Origin of the sequence: Collinsella aerofaciens, assembly GCF_015561195.1 — a bacterium.
In the GTDB taxonomy this organism is placed as follows: Bacteria; Actinomycetota; Coriobacteriia; order Coriobacteriales; family Coriobacteriaceae; genus Collinsella; species Collinsella aerofaciens_AC.
The window spans coordinates 56,444-79,423 of record NZ_JADMSU010000001.1; the positions used below are offsets into that span (position 1 = coordinate 56,444).

The following is a 22,980-nucleotide window of genomic DNA, read 5'->3' on the forward strand; positions in this document are numbered from 1 at the left end:
CCTAGAGCTCCTCTCCGGCGGCCGTGAGCTCTGCCATGGCCTGCTCAAACTGTTCATCGTTGGGGGCCTTGCCGTGCCAACCCACCTGGTTCTCCATAAAGGAGACGCCCTTGCCCTTCAGGGTCTCGGCGATAATGGCGGTCGGCTGACCCTTGGTGGCGTGGGCCTCGGCAAAGGCGGCGCGGATCTGGTCGAAATCGTTGCCGTCGGCAAGCTCCACCACGTGGAACTTGAAGGCGCGGAACTTGTCGGCGAGCGGCATGGGGTCGTTGACTTCCTCGACGGGACCGTCGATCTGCAGGCCGTTGTGGTCGACGATCACGCAGAGGTTGTCGAGCTGCTGGTTGCCGGCAAACATGGCGGCCTCCCAGACCTGGCCCTCCTCGCTCTCGCCATCGCCCAGCAGGGCGTAGGTGCGATAGTCGTCGCCCCAGTGCTTGGCGGCAACGGCCATGCCCACGGCGGCGGAGATGCCCTGGCCGAGTGAACCGGTGGACATGTCAACGCCCGGAGTGTCGTTCATGTTGGGATGGCCCTGCAGGTGGCTGCCGATGTGGCGCAGCGTCTCAAGATCCTCCTTGGGGAAGAACCCGCGCTCGGCGAGCACGGCGTACAGACCCGGAGCGCAATGGCCCTTGGAAAGCACAAAGCGATCGCGGTCGGCCTTGCGGGGATCGGCCGGGTCGACGTTCATTTCCTCAAAGTACAGATAGGTCATGATGTCGGCAGCGCCGAGCGAACCGCCCGGATGGCCGGACTTGGCAGCGTGCACGCCGGTGACGATGCCCTTCCTTACCTCGTTGGCAACCTTTTTGAGCTCTTCGTCGCTCATTGTGCCTTCCTTTCATCCTCATTAGACAAAATGCGCGCGGCACCGAAGGTAATCCCAACACAGCCGCAATGCACGTACGTCATTCATTATGCTGGAAACTGATGGCTTTACCAGACTTTTTATCATTTTTTGAGCAATTGAGCAGGCAGAACCGCTGATGAAACGGTTTATCAATGTGAACGTCTTTTGGATGGAACGCGGTCGACCCTACGCGTTAATGTCCTTGAATCCCTCGCCGAAGGCTTCCGTAACGTCGGCGACCGTCACAATGGCGTGAGGATCGCGCTCGCGCACGATCGTCTTGAGGGTATTGAGCTCTCGACGGCTCACGATGACCATGATCACCGGCTTCTCGGCGCCCGAATACATGCCGGTCGCCTTTAATTTGGTGCAGCCGCGGCCCAGACCATACATGATGTCGGCCGCGATATCGGGGAAGTTATCCGAGATGATGAGTACCATACGACGCTTGTTGCCGCCATCGACCACCGCATCGATCACATAGCCGCTAATCACCATCGAAAGTCCTGCGTACAGGGCATTTTCGAGCGAGAAGACCGGAGCCGATGCCGCGCATACGGCAACATCGATTGCCATAACGGTCGAGCCCACCGGCAGCGAGGTGTTACGCGAGATGATCTGGCCAATCGTGTCCGAGCCGCCGGTGTTGGCGCCGGCACGCAGCACCATGCCGTAACCGATGCCCGTAATAATGCCGCCCCACATAGCGGGAAGCATCAGGTCCGCATGCGCCAGAGGTGCTACAAACGGGGCGAACAGGTCGGTAAAGAAGCCCAGCAGCACAAAGCCCGTCGCCGTCTGCACCACGTAGAACATGCCGCCCTCGCGCATGACGACCAGTAACAGCAAGGCGTTCATCACAATGGTCTGGATACCGACGGGAAGCGACACGCCTCGCGCCGCACCGAGGGCCTGGATGATAGTCGCAAGGCCTGTGACGCCACCGGCGGCAAGGCCGTTGGGAATCAAAAACAGGTCGGTCGCAATAGCGGCCAGAGCGCACCCCAGCATAATCTGGGGCAGATCGTGAAAGAAGTTCATCGAAAGAATGCGCTTGATGTCCAGTCGATATGCCATGCTGCCTCCCTCAAAAAAGCGCACTCAAACGGATGCGCTTCGAACTTCTTGCTGTATTCGATTCTACCGATTCGCCGAACAAAAACCACCCCTGCGCAGGGTTTGCTTTGGATACAAAACCACCCTGCTCGGAGGGTTTTATCCATTCCCACATAAACCAAGCGATTTATGCAGATGGGGTCTCCGCGTCGGCGTTGCCGGTGGCCCAGCGATGGTAGCCAATAACAAACGGGTCCAGGTCGCCATCGTCAAGAACGGCCTCGACATTGCTGGTCTCCACGCCCGAGCGCAGATCCTTGACCATCTGGTACGGGTAGAGTACATAGCTGCGAATCTGGTTGCCAAAACCGATCGTGGTTTTGGGTCCGCGAATCTCATCGAGCGCCTCGGCGCGCTTCTCGAGCTCAATCTCGTACAGGCGAGCCTTGAGGATCTGCATGCACGCGGCCTTGTTCTGGATCTGGCTGCGCTCGTTTTGGCAGGTAACCACAATGCCGCTGGGAAAATGCGTCACGCGCACGGCGGAGTCGGTGGTGTTGACGCCCTGACCGCCCGGGCCGCTCGCGTGGTACACGTCCACGCGAATGTCATCGGGACTGATCTCGATGTCGATATCATCGGGTAGCACGGGGATGACCTCGACGCCAGCGAACGTGGTCTGGCGGCGCTTCTTGTCGTCGGTGGGGCTAATGCGCACCAAGCGGTGAACGCCGGCCTCGGCGCGCAGCATGCCAAATGCGTCCTTGCCCTCGACGGTAAAGGTCGCGCGGTCGATGCCGATGACCTCGGCCGCGGGACAGTCGTTGATGGTGACCTTCCAGCCGCGACGCTGGCAGTACTTCATGTACATCTTAAAGAGCATGAAGGTCCAGTCCTGGGCCTCCAGGCCACCCTGTCCGGGCTTGATGGTCACAATGGCATCGCCGTGATCGAACTCACCGGTAAACCAGCTCGAAAGCTCGAGCTCGTCGATAGCGCGGGCCAGGCGTTCTGCCGTAGCGGCAGCCTCCTCGCGCAATGCCGCGGCGTCGGGGTCATCCCCCATCTCCTCGGCAAGCTCCAGCGCCGCGCGGGCATCGGAAAGCTCGCCGCGCGCGTTGTCCACGGCAGCGATATCTTCCTTGGTGCGCGCGATTTCCTCCATGGTGGCACGGGCGGCGTCGGCGTCATCCCAAAAGCCGGGGGCCACGCTTTTGGCCTCGAGCTCGGTCACGCGCGTGCGCTTTTCGTCCAAGTGGAGATACGACTCGACCTCGCCGAGCCGGTCCGCAAACGCGTCCAGCTCGGCGGGCGTTACCTCTAAAGCCTCAGCCATTAACGATTCCTGCCGTGGCAGTACTTAAACTTCTTGCCGCTACCGCAGGGGCACGGGTCGTTGCGGCCCACGTTGACGTACGGATCGTCGCTCTCGGACTTGCGATAGGTGGTCACCTTGCCACCGTTGTTGACGGCAGCCGGACCACCCTGGACAGCCGTGCGGGCCTGCACCTGCGCCTGCTTGCGCAGCACCGAGTCGCTGTTGTCACCATCGACCTCGGCAGGACCGGAGAAGTGCGCGCCCTCGAGAGCGGCTTCCTCCTTGTGCTCCACGGCACGCGGGGCAGCCTTGATCTCGATGCGCAGAACCGTGCGCAGGTAATCCTCGTACATGGTGTCGACGAGGATCTGGAACGCGCCGTAGGCCTCGGTCTTGTACTCGACCAGCGGGTCGCGCTGGCCAAAGCCGCGCAGGCCGATACCGGTCTTGAGGTAGTCCATCTCCTGCAGGTAGTTCATCCAGCGGGTATCGATGACGCGCAGCATGACCTGGGTGTTGAGCTCGCGCATCAGGTCCTCGCCCAAGCGCTCGGCCTTCATGTTGTAGCACTTCTCTACGTAAGCCAGGACATCGGCAGCCAGGGCCTCATAATCCTCGTCGGGGAACTTCGGCGTATCGATGTGGCCGGTGAGCTCCACAACCCACTTGCGCAGGCCCTCCAGGTCGCGCTCGCCATCGTGACTGTCCTTGGTGCAGAACTCCTGCACGCAGCGGTACACGGTGTCGTGCATGACCTCGGTGATGTGGTCGGTCAGGTCCTTGCCGTCCAGAATCTTATTGCGCTCGGCGTAGATGACCTGGCGCTGCTTGTTCATGACGTCGTCGTACTCAAGGACGCTCTTGCGCATGGAGAAGTTGATGCTCTCGACCTTGTGCTGGGCACTCTCGACGGCCTTGGAGATGATCTTGTGTTGGATGGGCATGTCGTCGCCCATGTCGGCCGTGACCATCATCTTGGAGACGCGCTCCATCTTGTCGCCGCCGAACAGGCGCATGAGGTCGTCCTCGAGCGACAGGTAGAACTGGGTCTCGCCCGGATCGCCCTGACGGCCGGAGCGGCCGCGCAGCTGGTTGTCGATACGACGGGACTCGTGGCGCTCGGTGCCGATAACGGTCAGGCCGCCGGCGGCAAGCACGCGCTCGCGCTCAGCCTTGCAGGTCTCCTTGGCCTCGGCGTTAAACTGCTCGAGCTGCTCGGGCGTCACGTCCTCCATGGTCAGGCCCTCGTACTCAAGGCGCTCGCGCACCAGCTCGTCGGGGTTACCGCCCAGCAGGATGTCGGTACCACGACCGGCCATGTTGGTGGCGATGGTCACGGCGCCGTAGCGTCCGGCCTGGGCAACGATATGAGCCTCGCGCTCGTGATGTTTGGCGTTGAGGACCTCGTGCGCGATGCCGCGCTTGGTAAGGGCGGCGGACAGTTTCTCGGAGCTCTCGATGGAGACGGTGCCCACCAGGACCGGCTGGCCCTTGGCGTGACGCTGCTCGACATCGTCGGCGACGGCGTTGTACTTGGCCTGAATGGTACGGTACACCAGGTCCTCGTGGTCCACGCGCTGCACGGGCTTGTTGGAGGGGATGACTTCGACGGGCAGCTTGTAGATCTCGCGGAACTCGGCATCCTCGGTGAGTGCCGTACCGGTCATGCCGGAGAGCTTGTCATACAGACGGAAGTAGTTCTGCAAGGTGATAGTGGCCAGCGTCTGGTTCTCCTCGCGTACGAGCACGCCCTCTTTGGCCTCGATGGCCTGGTGCAGGCCCTCGGAGTAACGGCGGCCTTCCATAATGCGGCCGGTGAACTCGTCGACGATCTTGACCTCGCCGTTGGTGACCACATACTGCTTGTCGCGGTGGAACATGTACTGGGCCTTCAGCGCCTGCTGCAGGTGGTTGACCAGCTGGCCGGAGAGATCGGCATAGATGTCATCGATACCCAGGCGGCGCTCGATCTTCTTAAGACCGCGCTCGGTGGCGGCGATGGTGTGCTTGGCCTCGTCCATGACGTAGTCGCCCGTGGGTTCAACGTCCTCGGTGGCGGTAAGCATGTCGTGCGACACGTCCTCGCCGCGCTCAAGGCCACGCACGGCACGCGCGAAGTCCTTGTAGGTACTGGCGGACTTGGTACCAGCGCCCGAGATGATCAGCGGGGTGCGAGCCTCATCGATCAGGATGGAGTCAACCTCGTCGACGATGGCGTAGTTGTGGCCGCGCTGCACGCGCTGCTCGGGACGGGTAACCATGTTGTCGCGCAGGTAATCAAAGCCGAACTCGGAGTTGGTGCCGTAGGTGACGTCGGCTTGGTAGGCCGGGCGCTTGAGCTCAAGCGGCATGTTGTTCTGGAGCAGACCGACGGTCATGCCCAGGTACTTATAGATGCGGCCCATCCACTCGGAGTCGCGCTTGGCAAGGTAATCATTGACGGTAACGACGTGCACGCCCTTGCCGGCAATGGCGTTGAGATAGCCGGCCAACGTGGAGACGAGGGTCTTACCTTCGCCGGTCTTCATCTCGGCGATGTGGCCCTCGTGCAGCGCCATGGCGCCAATGAGCTGCACGTCAAAGTGGCGCATACCCATGGTGCGCTTGGAAGCCTCACGCACGGTGGCAAAGGCCTCGGGGAGCATGTCGTCGAGCGACTCACCGTTGGCGTAACGCTCGCGGAACTTATCGGTCTGGCCGCGGAGTTCCTCCTCGGTCATCTTCTCAAACTGGGGCTCAAGACCGTTGATCTGGTCGACGATCTTGTAGTAGCGCTTAAGGTCCTTATCGGATCCAAAGGACAGCAGCTTTGACATGAATCCCATGTGGTTTTCCTTTTTGGCCATCGCCCACGCCGTGCAGCTGCGGGCGAGTTAAACACAGATAATTGTACTTTAGCCAAACAGGGCGCGGCCTATACGGTCGACCTCGACCGCCACGTAATAACTACGACCAACCTGCCACAATGGGACAGGTTTATTTTGGCAAGTTTTATCTGAGCAAACGCCGTCTCTCTGCCATTTGGTGCCACGGGGACAGGTTAGCTTGCACCAATAAAAAGAAAAGGGCCGCGCACCCAAATGGATGCACGGCCCTCATGCCATGAATGCGAGTGATTCCGCGGCGAGCTATTTACTCAGCAGCCTCGGTGGTCTCGGCCTCGGCAGCGGCCTCCTCGACGGGAGCCTCTGCGGGAGCCTCGGCGGCCTGCTTGGCAGCCTCCTCGGCGAACTTAGCGGCACGCTTAGCCTTCTCGGCGGCCTTAGCCTCAGCGGCGGCCTTGCGAGCGGCCTCGGCCTCAGCAGCCTTGGCGGCCTTGGCGGCCTTGGCCTCCTCAGCCTTCTTGAGCTGGGCGGCAGCGGCGCCACCGAACTTGTCGGCGAAGCGCTGGACGCGTCCACCGGTGTCGACGAACTTCTGCTGGCCGGTGTAGAACGGGTGGCACTCGTTGCAAAGCTCGACCTTCATCTCGGACACGGTAGCGTGCGTCTTGAAGGTGTTGCCGCAGGAGCACGTCACCGTGCACTCGACATACTGGGGATGGATACCCTGCTTCATGGTAGGACTCCTTATTGGTCAGGCGCTGGTTACCGATCAGCGCATAAGGCGTCTTGGTTTCCGACCAAGACAACAAACTCGGCTATGGTACCACGGCGCCGCGCGTCCCACAAAAGGTTCACGGTCTTTGTGCAACGCGGCGTGGCCAACCGCAGCGGACACGCACCCTGTCGCCCCTTCTCCCATGTTGCAGACGTGTAACGCCGCAGTAAGCACACCCCTTTTGGCGCCAGACAGGTACAATGATGAACACTGTACCGTAGCGGAGCGCCCCGCGCGCCGCAACCACGCGAAAGGGTTTCCCATGGCCGAGATCTCGTCCTCCCGTATCGTCATCACCGTCCTTGGCAAGAACCGCCCCGGCATCGTCGCCGGCGTCACCCGTGTCCTGGGCGAGGCCAACGTCGACATCCGCGACATCACGCAGTCCATTATCGAGGACATCTTCACCATGACCATGTTGGCCGATACCGCCGAGTCCAAGCTCGACTTCGCTGAGCTGCAGAAGGCCCTGGCCGAGGCCGGCGAGCTTTCGGGCGTCAACGTGTCCATCCAGCGCGAGGACGTCTTTAACTTTATGTACCGCCTGTAGCGAACAGGCCGCTGGGGATAGCCTGACACGCGCATGCCCATGCAGGCCACCCCGATGCGGCCCGGAGAGGAGCGCGCATGGCCTACGACGCCAAGAAAATCTATTACCGCTTCGATGACCACTTGAGCCGACTAGTCCTGGATTACGAAGCAAGCCGCCAGATTTCGTCTGAGAGCGAAAGCCTCTACCACGGCCTGCCGACCGACCCTTATGACGAGGGCCTGTTTGTCGAGCACAATGTCAAGCGCGGCCTACGCAATGCCGACGGCTCGGGCGTGGTCGCGGGTCTCACTCGTATCTCGGATGTGCACGGCTACAACAAGGTCGACGGAAAGGTCGTGCCCGATCAGGGCAAGCTCACGCTTCGCGGCTACAGCATCGAGGATCTGGTCAACAATGCCCAGGCCGAGAATCGCTACGGCTATGAGGAAGTCGCCTATCTGCTTATCACGGGTTCGCTCCCTAACAAGGAAGAGCTCGACGGCTTTTGCGAGCGCCTGGGCGCCTTTAGACATCTGAGCGACGAGTACGTTAAAGAGTTCCCTATGACCACGGTGTCGTCGAGCATCATGAACGTGCTCCAGCGCGCCGTACTGCTGCTCTACGCCTTCGATGCCGAACCAGACGTGATCACGCCCGAACATGAAATCGACGTCGCCATTTCCATGCTCGCACGTCTCCCGCGCATCGCCGCCTTCGCACACATGGCCTCGGTCGCCAAGCTTCGCGGCTCCGAGGTTCACGTGCCGCACCCCACGCCCGGTCTCTCCACCGCCGAGACTATCCTACAGGTCTTGCGCGGTGGCATGGCGTTCACCCGCGACGAAGCCATGCTGCTCGACGTGATGCTCATGCTGCATGCCGAGCACGGCGGCGGCAACAACTCCACCTTCGCTTGCCGCGTGCTGTCGTCTTCGGCCACCGACCCGTATTCCGCCTACGCCGCGGCTATCGGCTCGCTCAAGGGCCCACGCCACGGCGGTGCCAACGCCAAGGTCGTGTCCATGCACGAGGACATCCGCGCGCATGTCTCCAACTGGGAGGACGAGGACGAGGTCGCAGCCTACCTGGGCAAGATCCTCGACAAGCAGGCCTTCGACGGCACGGGTCTCATCTACGGTATGGGCCACGCCGTCTACACGCTGAGCGACCCGCGCGCCGAGGTCTGCCGCCGTTACGCGCGCTCGCTGGCAGCCAAGAAGGACTTGGGCGAAGAGTTCGCACTCATCGAGCGCATCGAGCGCCTGGCACCCCAGGTCATGCGCGACCACGGCATGACCAAGCCCATCTGCGCCAACATCGACCTGTACACGGGCTTTATCTACAAGATGCTCGGCGTGCCCGAGACGCTTTTTACGCCGTTATTCGCCGTCGCCCGCATGGCAGGCTGGTCGGCGCACCGCATGGAAGAGCTCTTCTGCGCGCACCGTATTATTCGCCCGGCCTATCGTCCGGTGATCGAGCCGCTGGAGTACAAGCCGCTCGCCGACCGCTAGGACGCGGACCGTTATAGAACTCGAGCGTGGCCAGGGCATCTCCGCCCTCGGCCACGCTTTTTATGCCAGCAGAAAGGGCTGCATCAAATGATTGTGTTTTCCGATATGGATGGGACGCTGTTGACGAGCGATAAGCAGATGAGCGATGCCACCTGGGCGATGCTCGACGAGCTTGCGCGCCGCGGTATTGAGTTTGTGCCCTGCACGGGGCGCCCGCTGTCGGGCATCTTTGAGCCCATCCTCGCCCACCCCGCCGTACACTACGCGGTCTGCGCCAACGGCGCCAGCGTCTGGCAACTCGACGACGGTACGCCCACCGATACTTCACGTGCTATGCGCATTTTGAGCCGACCGCTCGACCGCGCCATCGCCCACCGCATCCATCGCATTGCCGCCGGCCACGATGTGACCTTCGATATCTTCGCGGATGGACAGTGCTTCCTCCCCCGCTCGCTATACGGGCGTCTGGATGAGTTCTGCGGCGGCGACCCCCACATCGCGGCTTCGCTCAAGCGCACACGAACGCCGATCGACATGGATATCGACAGCAAAATCGACGAGGTCGAGACGCTCGAACGCATCGCTATGTACTGGCACGACCCCGCCGATCGCGACGCCATCGCGGCGGCGCTCGACACGCTCGGAGGAATTGAGGTCACGCGTTCTTACGCCATGAATATCGAGGTCATGGGTGAGGGCGCCACCAAGGGGACGGCCCTCACGTGGCTATGCGAGCACCTGGGCGAGCGTCTCGCCGACGCCTGGGCGTTCGGCGACAACATCAACGACATCCCCATGCTGCAGGCAGCGGGCCACGGCATGGCCATGATCAACGCCGAGTCCGAAGACTGCGAGGCCGCCGACGCCATCACTAAATACGACAACGACCACGACGGCGTCGCCCGCACCATCATGGCCGCCCTCGCCTAGTCATTGGTCAGTCATTGGGGACGTTCTTAAACGACTAGTCACTGGGGACACTCTTCGCAAAAAGCTGCAAGGACTGTCCCCCGCTGTCGGCAGAAAAGGAACGTCCCCATCTGCCGGATTAGGAGAGACTCTCCAGCACGCGACGGAGCTCCTGCTGGACGGCGTGGTCGCGGTTACGACCCACTACGCGATCGGCCACCGCCTTAAGCGCGGGGCGCGCGTTTTCCATCGCGCAACCCGTGCCGACAAAGCGAATGATCTCGTAGTCGTTCATCGAGTCGCCAAACGCCATGACCTCGTCGCGCCCAATGCCGTAATGCTCCGCGAGCTGCGCGATACCCGAGGCCTTCGACACACCAGGCTGCATGGCATCGATCCACGCGTTGCCCGAAGGCGCAAAAGTAAAGAGCTGACCAAGTTCGCGCTGTAGCACGTACGCACTGTCCATAACCGCACTGTCGTCGCAAAAGATACTCGCTTTGATGATATTTACGCTGGGATCGGGCAGCTCCCAAATACGCTCGGCATTGGGAAGGTCCTTATCGACCTCACGCACGAACTTGCACTCGTCATCGAGCAGGAAGGACTTGGTTCGGTCAAAGAGCGCAAGATGCAGATTGGGAAACGTCCTGACGGCTTGGGCGAGCCTTCGAATCGCCAGGTGGGAATACACCTCACGGTCTACCATCTTACCGTCGGCGTAGACTTGGGCGCCGTTAGCGGCGACAAAGTCCATCTTGTCGCGAACGGGCGCAAAGAACTCGCACAGGCGATCGTAGCGACGACCTGACGATGCGGCGAAATGCACGCCATGCTCGTGTAGCGCCAGAATCAGTTCGTAGGTCTCGGGAGGCACCTGGCCGTTTTCGTCAAGCAGTGTGCCGTCCATATCGGATGCAATCAGTTTAAACATAGAAAAGCTCCCTTCGGGCTTGTTGGAATCGAACGTGTATCCGATTCCAACGTACCCAAAGGGAGCTCAAATAAGACTCCGCGGGCGTAAACGTTACAAGGACCTGGCAAATAGCTCACACATGCCAGAGGTCCCACAATCGCAGCGTCAGGCGACACGCCAAAGAGTGTCCCCAACGACTAGTCGTTTAAGAACGTCCCCGATGACTAGTCGGCGTAGGTGAAGGTTGTAACGTCGAACATGCCCTCGGGGCGGATGCGGAGCGTCGGGATAACCGGCAGGGGCAGGAAGATGATGCCCATGATGGGGTCGAGCGGCGGCTCAATACCCATGGCGCGCGCCTTGACCATAAAGTCGTCGTGCTGCGCGGCAACGTCCTCGGCCGTGCCTTCGCTCATCAGGCCACCGAGCGCCAGCGGAATGCGCGCCACGACCTCGCCGCTACGCACCAGCACGTGGCCGCCCTGGCCCACGGCCTCGACAGCAGCCATCATATCGGCGGCGTTGTCGCCCACCACGCACACGTTGTGCGAGTCATGGCCGATCGTGGAGGCAATGGCACCACCGGTGATGGTGAAACCGCGCACCCAGCCGCGACCGATGTGTTTGCCGACCAGGCCCAAGCCAGCGGGACCGTCGCCATCGGCACCCTCGGTCTGCAGCGACACGCCGCGGCCATGGCGCTCGATCAGCATAATGCGGCGCAAGTCCTCGTCAGTCTCGGGACGGACCATACCCGTGATGGCCTTACCCGGTACCACGTCAATCACGGCCTCGCCCGGCTTAAAGGCATAGTCAAACACGTCGAGCGAAAGCTTCGGCAGCTTAACGGAGGCGCGCAGCTCATCGGCAAGGGCCGCAACCTCGGCCATCTCGGGTGCGACCTCGCCCACAAAAGTGCCGTCCTGCGCCACCAGAGCACCGGCGGCATATACTCGATGCGGAGCCGTAGCAAACGTCAAGTCATTGAGCACCAACAGGTCGGCACGCTTGCCCGGGGCAATCGCACCACGCAGCTCGTGCGGGTCGCGGCAGCCGTGATCCAGGCCAAACGCCTCGGCCGTGGAGAGGGACGCCATAGAGATAGCGACCACCGGGTCGATGCCGGCCTCGATGGCCACGCGGCAGGCATTGTCGATCATGCCGGTCGAAAGAGCATCGGAGGGAGCGCGGTCGTCGGTCGCAAAGCAGCAGCGGCGGGCGCGGGCAGGGTTCTCCAGCAGCATCGGAGACAAATTGGCCAGGTCGTGGCTGCACGTACCCTCACGCAGCATCACATACATGCCGCGGGACAGCTTGTCGAGCGCCTCCTCGGGAATCGTCGACTCGTGGTCGGCGATAATGCCCGCTGCGGCATAGGCGTTGAGGTCCTTACCGGCAACGAGCGGCGCGTGGCCGTCAACCTGCTTGGACGGCGTCTGGTTGGCAGCATCGATGCGGGCACAGGTCTCGGGGTCGGCCATAAAGACGCCCGGCAGGTTCATCATTTCGCCCAGACCAAAGACATCGCCCGGATGCTCGGCAAAAAACGCCTGCATGTCAGCGGCGGTAATCACAGCGCCCGCTTGCTCGTCGGGCAGTGCGGGCACGCACGAAGGCATCATGTACCTGATGGAGATGGGCGCACGACGACCATCCTCGATCATAAAGCGCAGGCCGTCGAGACCGGCAACATTGGCAATCTCGTGGCTGTCGGCAATGGCGGTGGTAGTACCGCGCGTCGCGGCCATGCGAGCATACTCGGCGGGACGGATGTTCGAGGACTCAATGTGCAGATGCCCGTCAATAAAACCGGGAGCGAGATAGCGACCCTGGCAGTCGACGACCTCAGTTGCCTCGTAGGTGCCAGCGGCATCGTCGCGACCATCGTAGAGCACGCCGACGATCACACCGTCCTTGACGGCAACGCTACCGGGCGCCACACGCTGGCCATACACGTCGACGATCTGCGCATTGGTAAACAGCGTGTCGACGGGCACGCGGCCCTCGGCGGCCTCGATCACAGACCTCATGACCTCAACGGACATACATTCTCCTTTAACCGTAGAAAACAGCTGCGGAGCGGACAGGCCTTCACCGCAGCAAGACAATAGCCATTGTATGCCCAAACGATGGGTCGGGAATACACCCCCTCCGCTTAACGGCACACGCCGCTTGGCGCAATGGGGACAGGTTGCTTTGTACCAATGACAAGGAGTGTCCCAAAGTGCCGACACAAAAGGAACGTCCCCAAGTGCCAAAAAGGCCGCAGTCGGAATCGTTCCGGCTGCGGCCCTATTGCACATGTTAGGTTAACCTACTTACTAGACCAACTTGAAGCCCTTGCGCTTGCCCACGGAGAGGGTGTCGCCCAGCTTGAGGGCGCTCGGATCGATGTTGTAGCTCTTGGAAGCCACAGCCTTGCCGTTGATCTTGACGCCGCCGCCGTCGATGTCGCGGCGGGCCTGACCGGCGCTGGCCGAAAGGCCCAGGTCCTTGAGCAGGCCAGCGAGGTAAATCTGGCCCTCGTCGTTGACGGTCAGCTCAACGTGCTTCTCGGGGAAGTCGGCAAGCTGGCCCTCCTTGAACACACGGTCGAACTCGGCCTGAGCCTCGTCGCCGGCGCCAGCACCGTGGTAGGTGTCGCACAGGTCGCGGCCTAGAGCGCGCTTGAGCTCGTAGGGGTCGGCGGAGCCATCGGCCAGGGCGGCGTCGATCTTGTCGACCTCGGCCGGGGCGAGCGAGCTGGCCAGACGATAGTACTTGCCGATCATCTCGTCGGGGATGGACATGGTCTTGCCGAACATATCCTTGGGAGCGTCGGTCAGGCCGATGTAGTTGCCATAGGACTTGGACATCTTGCGCACGCCGTCGGTGCCCTCGAGCAGCGGCATGGTAAGCGCGATCTGCGGCTCCATGCCCATCTTCTCCATGAGCTCGCGGCCGGCGAGCAGGTTGAAGAGCTGGTCGGTGCCGCCCATCTCGACGTCGGCCTTGATCTGAACGGAGTCGAAGGCCTGCATCACGGGGTACAGAAACTCGTGCAGGGCAATCGGCGTCTGGGACTGGTAGCGCTTGGTAAAGTCGTCGCGCTCAAGGATGCGGGCGACGGTGAACTTGGAGCACACCTGCAGCAGGCCGGCCAGGTCCATCGAAAGGATCCAGTCGCCGTTGTGCACGATGGTGGTCTTCTCGGGGTCCAGGATCTTCATGGCCTGGCTCACGTAGGTCTCGGCGTTGGCCTCGATCTGCTCCTGCGAAAGCTGCGGGCGGGTGGAGTTCTTGCCCGAGGGGTCGCCGATCAGCGCAGTGCCGTTGCCGATGATAAGGGTGACGTTGTGGCCCAGGTCCTGGAACTGACGCATCTTGCGCAGGGGCACGGCATGGCCCAGGTGCAGGTCGGGGCTGGTGGGATCGACGCCGAGCTTGATGTTGAGGGGCTCGCCCTTCTCAAGCTTCTTGCGAAGGTCGGCCTCGGGGACGATCTGCGCTGCACCCGAGGTGATGATACGCATTTGCTCGTCAACAGACAGCATTGGGTATCCTCCTTTTGCTATAGCACCCTCACCGGATACGGCGGTGCTGGAAGTTCATAAACCCACTAATAATAACCAAAACAGCGCGACGCGGCACCTACGACAGGAAAATCCTCGTCCTGCCGCACGCGTCGATAACGACCGGCAAACGCGTGCCGTCACGTTCGACCAAAAAGCGCGCCTGCTGACGGCGCGAGCAGTCACGGCAACGGACCTGCCCCGTTGCATCCGTGGCGCAGGCGCCCTCGGCAGTCAGCAAGCAGTGCTCGCACACCATGAGCTCGGGACGGTCGGCATCGACAGGCCCCAAGACACCGGGACAAGCGGCAAGCTCGGCAACACGCTCCGCATCATTGCCGAGCAACTCGGCCGACAAGTACACCCGCCCCGCCCCGAGTCCGCGCAGCCAGGTAAGCGTGACCCGATTCGCGCAGAACACCGGCGCCGCCACGTCAAACGTCATGCCCAGCTCGCGAGCGATCACCACCTGTCCCAGGTTGCGGCAGACGACGCGCCCGGCACGCTGCATAAGTGAGCGGGTCCGATCAACGTCACCCGTGCGGCACACCTCGTCCAGCACCACAACGGCGTCGGATAAATCGCGTTCTCCGCGCGGATCGGCATCCATCAGCTGCCAAGCAAAAACCATGTGAGCGGGAACCGCGCGCTCCGCCAACTCCGTCGACGCACCGCCATCCACCGCAACGTCCTCAAAGGGCAGCACCTCAACGGCGCGCGCAACGGGTGCAATCGCATCCGCCTCGGCCCGCATGCGCTCCAACACCGCCGCTGTCTGATCCAACACGCCGGCGCTGCGAATCAGGTATACCTCGCAGCCCGCGTCCACCTTACGCTTGCAATGCACGACGACGCGCTTCCCCGCTGCGGCATCCACCGGGCAGGGCACCTGCGGCCAGCGCTTGGGCACATCGGGGCGCGCGTCGACGCCCGGATAGAACCGAATCTCGAGCATGTCACCCGCCGCCACGGCGGCATCGAGCTCAACGGTCACCTCTTCGTGGCCCACAGCGACCAAGCGCCCCACGCGCACGCCCTGGTTAATTGCACGCTCAAAGCTCATCAGCTCGGCACCCGAACGCCCTCGCAGGTACGCATCGGTAAACCCACGGTTAAACGACCTTCCCAGTTCGCGCTCAAGCTCTTCCACGGCACCGGGGTCCCACGCGCCGTCGCGCAGCATATCGAGCGCCCGGCGCCAAACCCGCACCACGTTGAATACGTAATCGGGGTTCTTCATGCGCCCCTCGATCTTGAGCGACGCCACGCCGGCATCTACAAGCTCGGGCAGATGCGCAATACCCAGATAGTCATGCGGACACAGCAGACGATCCCCCTCAACGGCGACAACGCTCTGTCCCGCCTCGTCCACTAGGTCGTACGCCAGACGGCACGGCTGTGTGCAGTCGCCGCGCATCGCCGATCGTCCACGCCGCAGGGCCGAGAACTCGCACGCCCCCGAATAGCCGATGCAAATCGCACCGTGGCAGAATACCTCGATGGGCACGCCCGTGGCACAGAGCGCCGCAATCTCGTCGACCGTCAGCTCGCGCGCCGTCGTCACGCGCTCGACCCCCAACTCATCGGCGGCAAGCCGCACGGCGCCTTCGCTATGAACGCCCGCCTGCGTAGACAGGTGAATCTCGACCCCGGGAATCGCCGCGCTCAGCGCGCAGGCCAACCCGGCATCGGCCACAATCAGAGCATCGGCGCCCAGCTCCAGTGCATGAGCTCCCAACGCCACCGCGTCGGACAACTCATCGTCAAACACGAACACGTTGAGCGTCACGTACACACGCACGCCATGGGCATGCGCCACGGCGCAGCCGCGCGCAAACTCGTCATCCGTAAAGCCGTGGGCGCTCACACGGGCGTTAAAGCCGCCCAACCCCGCATAGATGGCATCGGTACCCGCGGCGATGGCCGCAAGCATCTGGTCGAGTCCGCCCGCCGGTGCCAGCAGCTCGGGCAGCGCCGCACCGGCAGCATCCAATCCAGTCTCGCATTGTCCGCTCGGCCCCATCGCCCGAATCGCCATCGACAAACTCCTTACCAAGGTATGCATTCACTCTGAAAAATGCCGTCTTCCAGCATACACGAGGCCTCGCGCGCCCCGTTTGGTTTATCGTGTAATAACTTATGTCCATCCTGCCCCGACGGCACATCCACCGTCCGGCACGACATACCTGGAGGTCAATATATGGGTCCTCGCCAACGACAGGGACACAGCCGTTCAAAGACGCACGCCCTGCCCATAATCCTGCTCTCGTTTTTGGGCTTTCTGCTGATTGCGGGCGTGGCGTTTGGCATCGGCATGGTCGGCAACGTCAACCGCTGGCTGTCCGATCTGCCCGACTACACCGACGCCAACGCGTATCTGGTGAGCGAGCCCACCGAGATCGTCGACTGCAACGGCAACAAGATCGCGAGATTCTACACGCAAAACCGCAAATCCATCACCAAGGACGAGGTCTCCCCCTACGTGCTGCAGGGCACCGTTGACGTCGAGGACGAGCGCTTCTACGAGCACGGCGGTATCGACCTGTGGGGTATCGCGCGTGCTGCGGTGGCAACCCTCGGCGGCGGGCACGAAGGCGCCTCGACTATCACCCAGCAGCTTGTGCGCAACACCATCCTGCAGGAGGAGCAGTTCGACTCGACCATTGAGCGTAAGGTGCGCGAGGCCTACATCGCCATCAAGATGGAGGACATGTACTCCAAAGACGAGATCCTCATGATGTACCTCAACACCATCTATTACGGCCACGGCACCTACGGCATCGAGGCCGCAGCCGAGACCTATCTGTCCAAGAGCGCCGCCGACCTCACCCTGAGCGAGGCCGCGCTACTCATCGGCCTTCCCAACTCGCCTTCGCAGTACGACCCCACGGTCAATCCCGATCTGGCACTGTCCCGCCGCAACAAGGTTCTCGACAACATGCTGCGCCTGGGCCACATCACCCAGGAGGAGCACGATGCCGCACAGGCCGAGCCCATCACCCTCAACGTGACCGAAATCTCGGGCAGCGGCGTCGACGTATACTCGCAGCCCTACTTTGTCTCCTACGTCAAGCAGCTGCTGGAGCAGGAGTTCTCGACCGACGTGCTCTTTAAGGGCGGCCTGACCGTCAAGACCACCATCGACCCCACGATGCAGCAGGTGGCAGAGAATGCCGTCCGCGAGCAGCTCGACACGCTCTCGCTTGACGGCCTGGACATGGGCATGGTCGTCGTCGACCCCAAGATCGGCTACATCAAGTGCATGGTGGGCGGCTACGACTACAACGCCGACGAGAACCACGTAAACCATGCCACGGCCAAGCGTCCCGTCGGCTCCACCTTTAAGGCCTTTACGCTGGCAACTGCCATCCAAAACGGCATGAACCCCAACGTCACCCTCAACTGCAACTCGCCGCTCAAGGCCAAGGGCACCACAACCGAGGTACAAAACTACGCCAATCAAAGCTACGGCACCATCACGCTTAAGCAGGCGACGGCATACTCCTCCAACACCGGCTACATCCAGGTGGCGGAAGCCGTCGGCAACAGCAAGATCATCTCGCTCGTCAAAAAGCTCGGCATCGACCCCGCCAAGGACAACATCGAGGACGTTCCCGTCATGACCCTCGGCACCGGCTCGATCTCGCCGCTCGAGATGGCCGCCGCCTACGCGACGTTTGCCAACGGCGGCTACTATCGCCAGCCGATCGCCATCGCCGAGATTGACTCTCGTACCGGTTCGGTGCTGTACCAGCACACCGACAATCCCTCACAGGTGCTTACCGAGGGCGAGGCCGCCGCGGTCACCGATGTTCTGTCCGGCGTCATGAAGGGCAGCGGTACGGGTGCTGCCGGCGCCCTGAGTGTCAACCAGCCCTATGCCGGCAAGACGGGCACCACCGACAACACCACCAACCTGTGGTTCTGCGGCTATACCCCGCAGCTGGCATGCGCCCTGTGGACCGGCTATTCCGCGGGCGAGATCCCCATCCAAAAGTACGGCACGGACCTGCTGGGCGACAGCACCAACCTGCCTGTCTTTAAGCGGTTTATGAACACCGTTCTGACCGGTACCGAGCGCGAGGAGTTTGCGACCGGAACGGCGCCCACCTACAAGAACAACAGCGTCTGGAAGTTCTACGGCACCAACAACACCAAGAAGTCGGAGAACGACGACAAGGACGAGGACGAGGACGAAGAGGAAGAGGAAACCACCACAACGACTACCACGACGACCACGACCACCGAGACCACAGGCGGCGACACCACCGGCGGCACCGGTACGACCGGTGGCTCGACGGGCGGCTCCACTGGTGGTTCGACCGGCGGCGATGGCGGCACGCCTACGCCTACGCCCACTCCAGACCCCTCGCCCACGCCTGACGATACGGTCGGCTAAGAAGTACGCGACTAAAGCCAACAAGGCCCCGAGCAGCTTATTGAACTGCTCGGGGCCTTTTAGTTTGAAACGACCTGGAGGGCGGTCTTTATACCGGCAAACAAAAAGGGGGTACCGACCAACGTCGATACCCCTTACAAGCCACTATGTCAGCGCACACAATGCCGAACGCACGACCCGCACGCCTACTTGCGAGAATTGCTCAACTTATTGATCAGCGCCTCGAGACGCTCGCCGTCCTCGGCCGTCTGGGCAATAACCAAAATCGTATCGTTGCCGGCAAGCGAGCCAAGCACATCGGGTAACTCTGCCGCATCAACGGCGGCGGCGATGCCGGAAGCCGTGCCAGGCTGAGCCTTGATCATAACCAGATTATCGGTACGCAGAACGCCCGTTACGAGCTCGGAAACCATACGCTGCAGGTGCAGGTCCTCTGCCAGAACATAGATGCCCTCAGGGAGCTTACGCAGCCCCATGTCGGCAATATCGCGAGAGACAGTCGCCTGCGTGCAATCAAAGCCCATAGCACGGAGCTCATCAACCAGCACGCGCTGCGTGCGGACATCCTTATTGCGCACAATATCTCTAATGGCATCCTGGCGCCCATTGCGTTTTTTAGCCATACAAACCCTCTCTCCAAAAGATGGCGGAGACAATCAATCAGTAATTGAATAGTTTAACGCTATTTGAAGGCTTTTGTGTATAAGAACGCATTTCGAAACAATTCTATGCAAGTTTGTTTCGTAATGAGCCGTTTAGGCGGTTTTTGCGCCCGTCCGGTTAAGAAAAGCTGCCAGATGCGTACACATCACGCAGCGCGCGGGCTTAGCGCTGGCGATCGGCCCAAACAACAGACCGAGCCCCCGATGGTTATCCTTGAGCGCGGCGACCATCTGACGGGTTCGAGGCGCCTCGAGCATATCACGCATGCGGGCGGAACGCTCGATTGACGACACCCCATGCGGGCTCAGACACAAATTCTCGATGCAGGCGACCAGTCCGGCAAAGTAGAACTTTTGGCTTGCCAGCTTGAGCCGACCACCGCTATCTGCTTCCGAGAGTGAGTCCGCAAGCTCGTCGAGCGCTCGGGTGTCATCGGCTACCCTAGCATACATGGTGGGATCAAAGGCATCTGTAAGCTTAGGCGCCACCGCGTGGAAACAAGCGTCGCCGCATCCGGAGACGCGCTGCGCCTGCGAGAGCACGCACGCCATAAACTCAACCGTACGGTACGCCTTGCCGTGCGACAGGCATGCCTCAAACAGCGGACGGCTATACATCACGCCAGAGACTTGAGCAACCAAGCCGCCTAAAATCAACTGAGGCAGCCCGGCCACCATCGAAGATTTGCTATCAATGGAAATATGAGTAGCATCCAAGACGCGCGAATGGCGCTCTCGATGTGCATCATAGCGGTCGAGCGACACCGTGGGGAACACTATGTCTGCCGCAGTATCGCACGCGATATCGACCATCTTGGAAAGGGATTGCGGAGCAAACCACTCATCGGCGTTCATGGCGATGATTTGAGAGCCGCGCGAGGCAGCAAAACCGGCACGAAGACACGCGCCGCGTGTCGCGTCCTCGACGTCAATCAAATCAATATGGATGTCCCTGTCGGCAGCAACTTGAAGCGAATGGCGCACACCGGGCGCAGTATCGCGACAGACAACGACAATCTGCAAATCGTAGAGGTCTTGGTTCTGGATACTCTCGAGCGCACGCATCGCATAGCTGGGCGAACCCTCAACAATAAGGATCACCGAAAGTCGCGGATGCGAACCACGTCGAACCAAGTTTTCCGTCCTCTCGACAACTGTTAATCAACCGTCGTTCATGGTACACCCCGGCAATAAAAGCAACGGGACGCCGGCTGTGCTGCACGCCAAGAACAGATGTTGCACACGCGCAGCTCACACATGGCAAACGCCGACGAGGGCGCGACGAGCCCTTCCCCTAGTCGAGCACGACAAGCTCGGCGGGATCGTAATCCACGCCCATAAACGTAAGGCCGCAGGCAGGAGCCGTGGGGCCCGCAGCGGTGCGGTCGCAAGCATCGATGACCTCGCGCATCCACTCGGGTTCACGGCGATGCATGCCAATCTCGACAAGCGTGCCCACGATCGTACGGACCATCGAATGCAGAAACGCATTGCCCTCGATGGTGAACGTCAGGATGTCCTCGCCAAACGCAACCTCATGGCCAAATTCGGCACGCATCACGCAGCGATGCGTGGGCTTGCCAACGGCCGAAGCGACCTTGCAAAAGCTTTTAAAGTCCTGCTCGCCCAGCAGTGCGGGGCAGGCAGCAGACATAGCCTCAACATCCAAGGGATAGCGATGCCACCACACGGCACCGCGGGACAGCACAGGGCGCGCATCTCGATCGGCAATACGGTACGTATACGTACGGGAGCGCGCGTCAAAACGCGCAGAAAAGCCTTTACGAGCCTTGTAGACCTCGTTAATGGCGATTTCTTTGGGCAGCAGGGCATCCATAGCCCGCAGCCACCTACGGCGCGTACAAGCGAGCTCAGCGTCCGTTACGGGCACGCTGACATACTGAGCCACGGCATGCACGCCGGCATCGGTACGCCCCGCGCACGTCAGATCGATCGGGCGGCGAAGCAGCGTCTCGATGGCTCGACGTAGCTCACCCGCAACCGTCGTCTGTCCCGGCTGCTCGGCAAATCCGCTATACGACGAGCCATCATAGGCCACGCGAAATACGAGCGTAGCGTCAAGCTCGGAAATCGAATTGAAATCAGACGGCGCAGTCATGGGCGCTCCCAACAAACAAGCAACGGTATCGCAACAAAAAAAGAGGGGTACGCGAACGTACCCCTCGAATATAGCCTATGCAGACGGAATGTCTACTCAGCGGTCTCCTCAGCAGGAGCCTCCTCGACAGCCTCGACCTTCTTGGGAGCAGCGGCCTTCTTGGGGGCCGGAGCAGCCTTCTTGGCCTTAGGCGTGCAAGGCTCGGTGACGAGCTCCATGATAACGATAGGAGCGTTGTCGCCCTTACGGTTACCGAGCTTCATGATGCGGGTGTAACCGCCGTTGCGGTCCTGCCACATGCCCTGAGCAGCCTTGTCGAAGATCTCGGCAACGAGCTGCTTATCGCCGAGCTTGGCGATAGCCAGACGACGAGAGTGCAGGTCGCCCTTCTTGGCCCAGGTGATGATCGGATCGACGACCGAACGCAGCGCCTTAGCGCGGGTCTCGGTGGTCTTGATGCGGTCGTTCTCGAAGAGGGCCTTAGCAAGGCTCTTCTTCATGGCCTTGGTGTGGCTCGCATCGGTGCCGAGCTTCAGGCCCTTCTTAACGTTGTGACGCATGGTCTAGTTTCTCCTCAAATATGCGAAGCATTAAGCCTTCAGGCTCAGGCCCATGGACTCAAGCTTGTCCTTCACTTCCTCGATCGACTTAACACCGAAGTTACGGATGTTGAGCAGATCGTTCTCCGAGAACTCAACGAGCTGACGGACCGAGTGAATGCTGGCGCGCTTAAGGCAGTTGTAGGAACGGACAGAAAGGTCCAGATCCTCGATCTGCTTGTCCAGCTCGGCGTTGTCGTTGGTGACCTCGGGAGCGAAGATCGAAGCCTCCTCCTCGACCTCGGGGGTCTCGGCAAGGTTCATAAAGGCGGCCATATGCTGGTTGATGATATTGGCAGCCTGGACCACGGCGTCGCGCGGGGCGATGGAGCCGTTGGTCTCGATCTCGAGGACAAGGCGGTCGTAGTCGGTGTGCTGACCGACACGGCAAGCCTCAACGAGCTTGGCGCAACGGGACACCGGCGAGTACAGCGAGTCGACGTGGATCACACCGATGGGATCGTTGTCGCGCTTGTTAGCCTCGCCAGAGACATAGCCGCGGCCATAGCCGATGCGCATGCTCATGGTGAGATGGCCACCCTCGGTAAGCGTAGCGATGTGCTGCTCGGGGTTGACTAGCTCAAACTCGGACGGAATAAAGAAGTCCGCACCGGTGACCTCGCAGGGGCCGTCAACAGAAATGGTGGCGGTCGCCTCGTCGGTCGTGCCGAGAGCCCTGAAGACAAGACCCTTGACATTCAGGACGATGTCGGTGACATCCTCGACCATGTTAGGGATGGTCATGAACTCGTGCTGTGCACCATCGATCTGAATAGCCTCGACGGCGGCACCCTCGAGCGAGGACAGAAGTACGCGACGAAGGGAGTTACCCAGCGTATCGCCGTAGCCACGCTCGAGCGGCTCAACGGAGACACGAGCAGACGTCTCGTTGATCTCTTCGACCTGAACCTGAGGCCTAATGAATTCTGACATGTATTACCTCCAGCCTCAG

At 61.3% G+C, this 22,980-nt stretch carries 18 protein-coding genes; 4 read left to right on the forward strand and 14 right to left on the reverse strand.

What is annotated here, in order from left to right:
* Position 1: 1 nt before the first annotated feature.
* The 5 genes from I2H81_RS00235 to rpmE all read right to left on the reverse strand — a co-directional run bounded on the left by I2H81_RS00235 (position 2) and on the right by rpmE (position 6,785).
* Complete coding sequence (locus I2H81_RS00235) at positions 2-832, reverse strand: transketolase (protein WP_195644061.1); 831 nt, start codon at positions 830-832, stop codon at positions 2-4.
* Positions 833-1,039: 207 nt separating this feature from the next.
* Entirely contained in the window at positions 1,040-1,930 is an 891-nt protein-coding gene (locus tag I2H81_RS00240; RefSeq protein WP_195644064.1) for a YitT family protein, read from the reverse strand.
* Between the two features lie 166 nt (positions 1,931-2,096).
* The gene (gene prfB / locus I2H81_RS00245; protein ID WP_195644066.1) at positions 2,097-3,245 is read right to left on the reverse strand and encodes a peptide chain release factor 2; all 1,149 of its coding nucleotides are present in this window, start codon (positions 3,243-3,245) and stop codon (positions 2,097-2,099) included.
* Positions 3,245-6,052, reverse strand: a complete 2,808-nt coding sequence (gene secA / locus I2H81_RS00250; protein ID WP_195644075.1) for a preprotein translocase subunit SecA — start codon at positions 6,050-6,052, stop codon at positions 3,245-3,247. Before secA ends, prfB begins: the two co-directional genes overlap by 1 nt.
* A 307-nt stretch (positions 6,053-6,359) precedes the next feature.
* Complete coding sequence (gene rpmE / locus I2H81_RS00255) at positions 6,360-6,785, reverse strand: 50S ribosomal protein L31 (RefSeq protein ID WP_006235303.1); 426 nt, start codon at positions 6,783-6,785, stop codon at positions 6,360-6,362.
* A gap of 304 nt (positions 6,786-7,089) precedes the next feature.
* Here rpmE and I2H81_RS00260 point away from each other — a divergent pair, with 304 nt between their 5' ends.
* From I2H81_RS00260 to I2H81_RS00270, 3 genes are all read left to right on the forward strand, one after another.
* Positions 7,090-7,377, forward strand: coding sequence for an ACT domain-containing protein (locus I2H81_RS00260; protein ID WP_006235289.1), 288 nt, complete (start codon positions 7,090-7,092; stop codon positions 7,375-7,377).
* 77 nt (positions 7,378-7,454) lie between these two features.
* Positions 7,455-8,873 (forward strand): citrate synthase, encoded by a 1,419-nt coding sequence (locus I2H81_RS00265; RefSeq protein WP_195644076.1) that lies wholly within the window; start codon positions 7,455-7,457, stop codon positions 8,871-8,873.
* An 87-nt stretch (positions 8,874-8,960) separates the two neighbouring features.
* Positions 8,961-9,803 (forward strand): Cof-type HAD-IIB family hydrolase, encoded by an 843-nt coding sequence (locus tag I2H81_RS00270; protein WP_195644077.1) that lies wholly within the window; start codon positions 8,961-8,963, stop codon positions 9,801-9,803.
* 118 nt (positions 9,804-9,921) lie between these two features.
* Here the strand turns inward: I2H81_RS00270 and I2H81_RS00275 are convergent, their stop codons facing one another.
* The 4 genes from I2H81_RS00275 to I2H81_RS00290 all read right to left on the reverse strand — a co-directional run bounded on the left by I2H81_RS00275 (position 9,922) and on the right by I2H81_RS00290 (position 16,287).
* Positions 9,922-10,716: a Cof-type HAD-IIB family hydrolase gene (locus tag I2H81_RS00275; protein ID WP_195644078.1), complete on the reverse strand. Its 795-nt coding sequence runs from the start codon at positions 10,714-10,716 to the stop codon at positions 9,922-9,924.
* 206 nt (positions 10,717-10,922) lie between these two features.
* Positions 10,923-12,743, reverse strand: a complete 1,821-nt coding sequence (locus I2H81_RS00280) for an adenine deaminase (protein WP_195644079.1) — start codon at positions 12,741-12,743, stop codon at positions 10,923-10,925.
* Between the two features lie 276 nt (positions 12,744-13,019).
* Positions 13,020-14,231 carry a tyrosine--tRNA ligase gene (gene tyrS / locus I2H81_RS00285; protein ID WP_117635320.1) on the reverse strand — a complete coding sequence of 404 codons (1,212 nt, stop codon included), beginning with the start codon at positions 14,229-14,231 and terminating at the stop codon, positions 13,020-13,022.
* A gap of 97 nt (positions 14,232-14,328) precedes the next feature.
* On the reverse strand, positions 14,329-16,287 hold the full coding sequence (locus tag I2H81_RS00290; RefSeq protein WP_195644080.1) for a peptidase U32 family protein: 1,959 nt from the start codon (positions 16,285-16,287) through the stop codon (positions 14,329-14,331).
* A gap of 162 nt (positions 16,288-16,449) precedes the next feature.
* Here I2H81_RS00290 and I2H81_RS00295 point away from each other — a divergent pair, with 162 nt between their 5' ends.
* Positions 16,450-18,648, forward strand: coding sequence for a transglycosylase domain-containing protein (locus I2H81_RS00295; RefSeq protein ID WP_195644081.1), 2,199 nt, complete (start codon positions 16,450-16,452; stop codon positions 18,646-18,648).
* Between the two features lie 185 nt (positions 18,649-18,833).
* Here the strand turns inward: I2H81_RS00295 and I2H81_RS00300 are convergent, their stop codons facing one another.
* The 5 genes from I2H81_RS00300 to I2H81_RS00320 form a co-directional block, all read right to left on the reverse strand.
* Entirely contained in the window at positions 18,834-19,271 is a 438-nt protein-coding gene (locus I2H81_RS00300; protein ID WP_006235280.1) for an arginine repressor, read from the reverse strand.
* A 132-nt stretch (positions 19,272-19,403) separates the two neighbouring features.
* Positions 19,404-20,444 carry a glycosyltransferase family 2 protein gene (locus tag I2H81_RS00305; protein WP_195644082.1) on the reverse strand — a complete coding sequence of 347 codons (1,041 nt, stop codon included), beginning with the start codon at positions 20,442-20,444 and terminating at the stop codon, positions 19,404-19,406.
* A 160-nt stretch (positions 20,445-20,604) separates the two neighbouring features.
* The gene (truA, locus tag I2H81_RS00310; RefSeq protein WP_195644083.1) at positions 20,605-21,429 is read right to left on the reverse strand and encodes a tRNA pseudouridine(38-40) synthase TruA; all 825 of its coding nucleotides are present in this window, start codon (positions 21,427-21,429) and stop codon (positions 20,605-20,607) included.
* Between the two features lie 92 nt (positions 21,430-21,521).
* Positions 21,522-21,989 carry a 50S ribosomal protein L17 gene (rplQ, locus tag I2H81_RS00315; RefSeq protein ID WP_006235277.1) on the reverse strand — a complete coding sequence of 156 codons (468 nt, stop codon included), beginning with the start codon at positions 21,987-21,989 and terminating at the stop codon, positions 21,522-21,524.
* Positions 21,990-22,019: 30 nt separating this feature from the next.
* Positions 22,020-22,961, reverse strand: a complete 942-nt coding sequence (locus tag I2H81_RS00320; RefSeq protein WP_006235276.1) for a DNA-directed RNA polymerase subunit alpha — start codon at positions 22,959-22,961, stop codon at positions 22,020-22,022.
* Positions 22,962-22,980: the final 19 nt, after the last annotated feature.

Coding starts and splice junctions, on each gene's coding strand:
- I2H81_RS00235 (WP_195644061.1), bottom strand. CDS start 832: ATGAGCGACGAAGAGCTCAAAAAGGTTGCCAACGAGGTAAGGAAGGGC.
- I2H81_RS00240 (WP_195644064.1), bottom strand. CDS start 1,930: ATGGCATATCGACTGGACATCAAGCGCATTCTTTCGATGAACTTCTTT.
- prfB (WP_195644066.1), bottom strand. CDS start 3,245: ATGGCTGAGGCTTTAGAGGTAACGCCCGCCGAGCTGGACGCGTTTGCG.
- secA (WP_195644075.1), bottom strand. CDS start 6,052: ATGGGATTCATGTCAAAGCTGCTGTCCTTTGGATCCGATAAGGACCTT.
- rpmE (WP_006235303.1), bottom strand. CDS start 6,785: ATGAAGCAGGGTATCCATCCCCAGTATGTCGAGTGCACGGTGACGTGC.
- I2H81_RS00260 (WP_006235289.1), top strand. CDS start 7,090: ATGGCCGAGATCTCGTCCTCCCGTATCGTCATCACCGTCCTTGGCAAG.
- I2H81_RS00265 (WP_195644076.1), top strand. CDS start 7,455: ATGGCCTACGACGCCAAGAAAATCTATTACCGCTTCGATGACCACTTG.
- I2H81_RS00270 (WP_195644077.1), top strand. CDS start 8,961: ATGATTGTGTTTTCCGATATGGATGGGACGCTGTTGACGAGCGATAAG.
- I2H81_RS00275 (WP_195644078.1), bottom strand. CDS start 10,716: ATGTTTAAACTGATTGCATCCGATATGGACGGCACACTGCTTGACGAA.
- I2H81_RS00280 (WP_195644079.1), bottom strand. CDS start 12,743: ATGTCCGTTGAGGTCATGAGGTCTGTGATCGAGGCCGCCGAGGGCCGC.
- tyrS (WP_117635320.1), bottom strand. CDS start 14,231: ATGCTGTCTGTTGACGAGCAAATGCGTATCATCACCTCGGGTGCAGCG.
- I2H81_RS00290 (WP_195644080.1), bottom strand. CDS start 16,287: ATGGCGATTCGGGCGATGGGGCCGAGCGGACAATGCGAGACTGGATTG.
- I2H81_RS00295 (WP_195644081.1), top strand. CDS start 16,450: ATGGGTCCTCGCCAACGACAGGGACACAGCCGTTCAAAGACGCACGCC.
- I2H81_RS00300 (WP_006235280.1), bottom strand. CDS start 19,271: ATGGCTAAAAAACGCAATGGGCGCCAGGATGCCATTAGAGATATTGTG.
- truA (WP_195644083.1), bottom strand. CDS start 21,429: ATGACTGCGCCGTCTGATTTCAATTCGATTTCCGAGCTTGACGCTACG.
- rplQ (WP_006235277.1), bottom strand. CDS start 21,989: ATGCGTCACAACGTTAAGAAGGGCCTGAAGCTCGGCACCGATGCGAGC.
- I2H81_RS00320 (WP_006235276.1), bottom strand. CDS start 22,961: ATGTCAGAATTCATTAGGCCTCAGGTTCAGGTCGAAGAGATCAACGAG.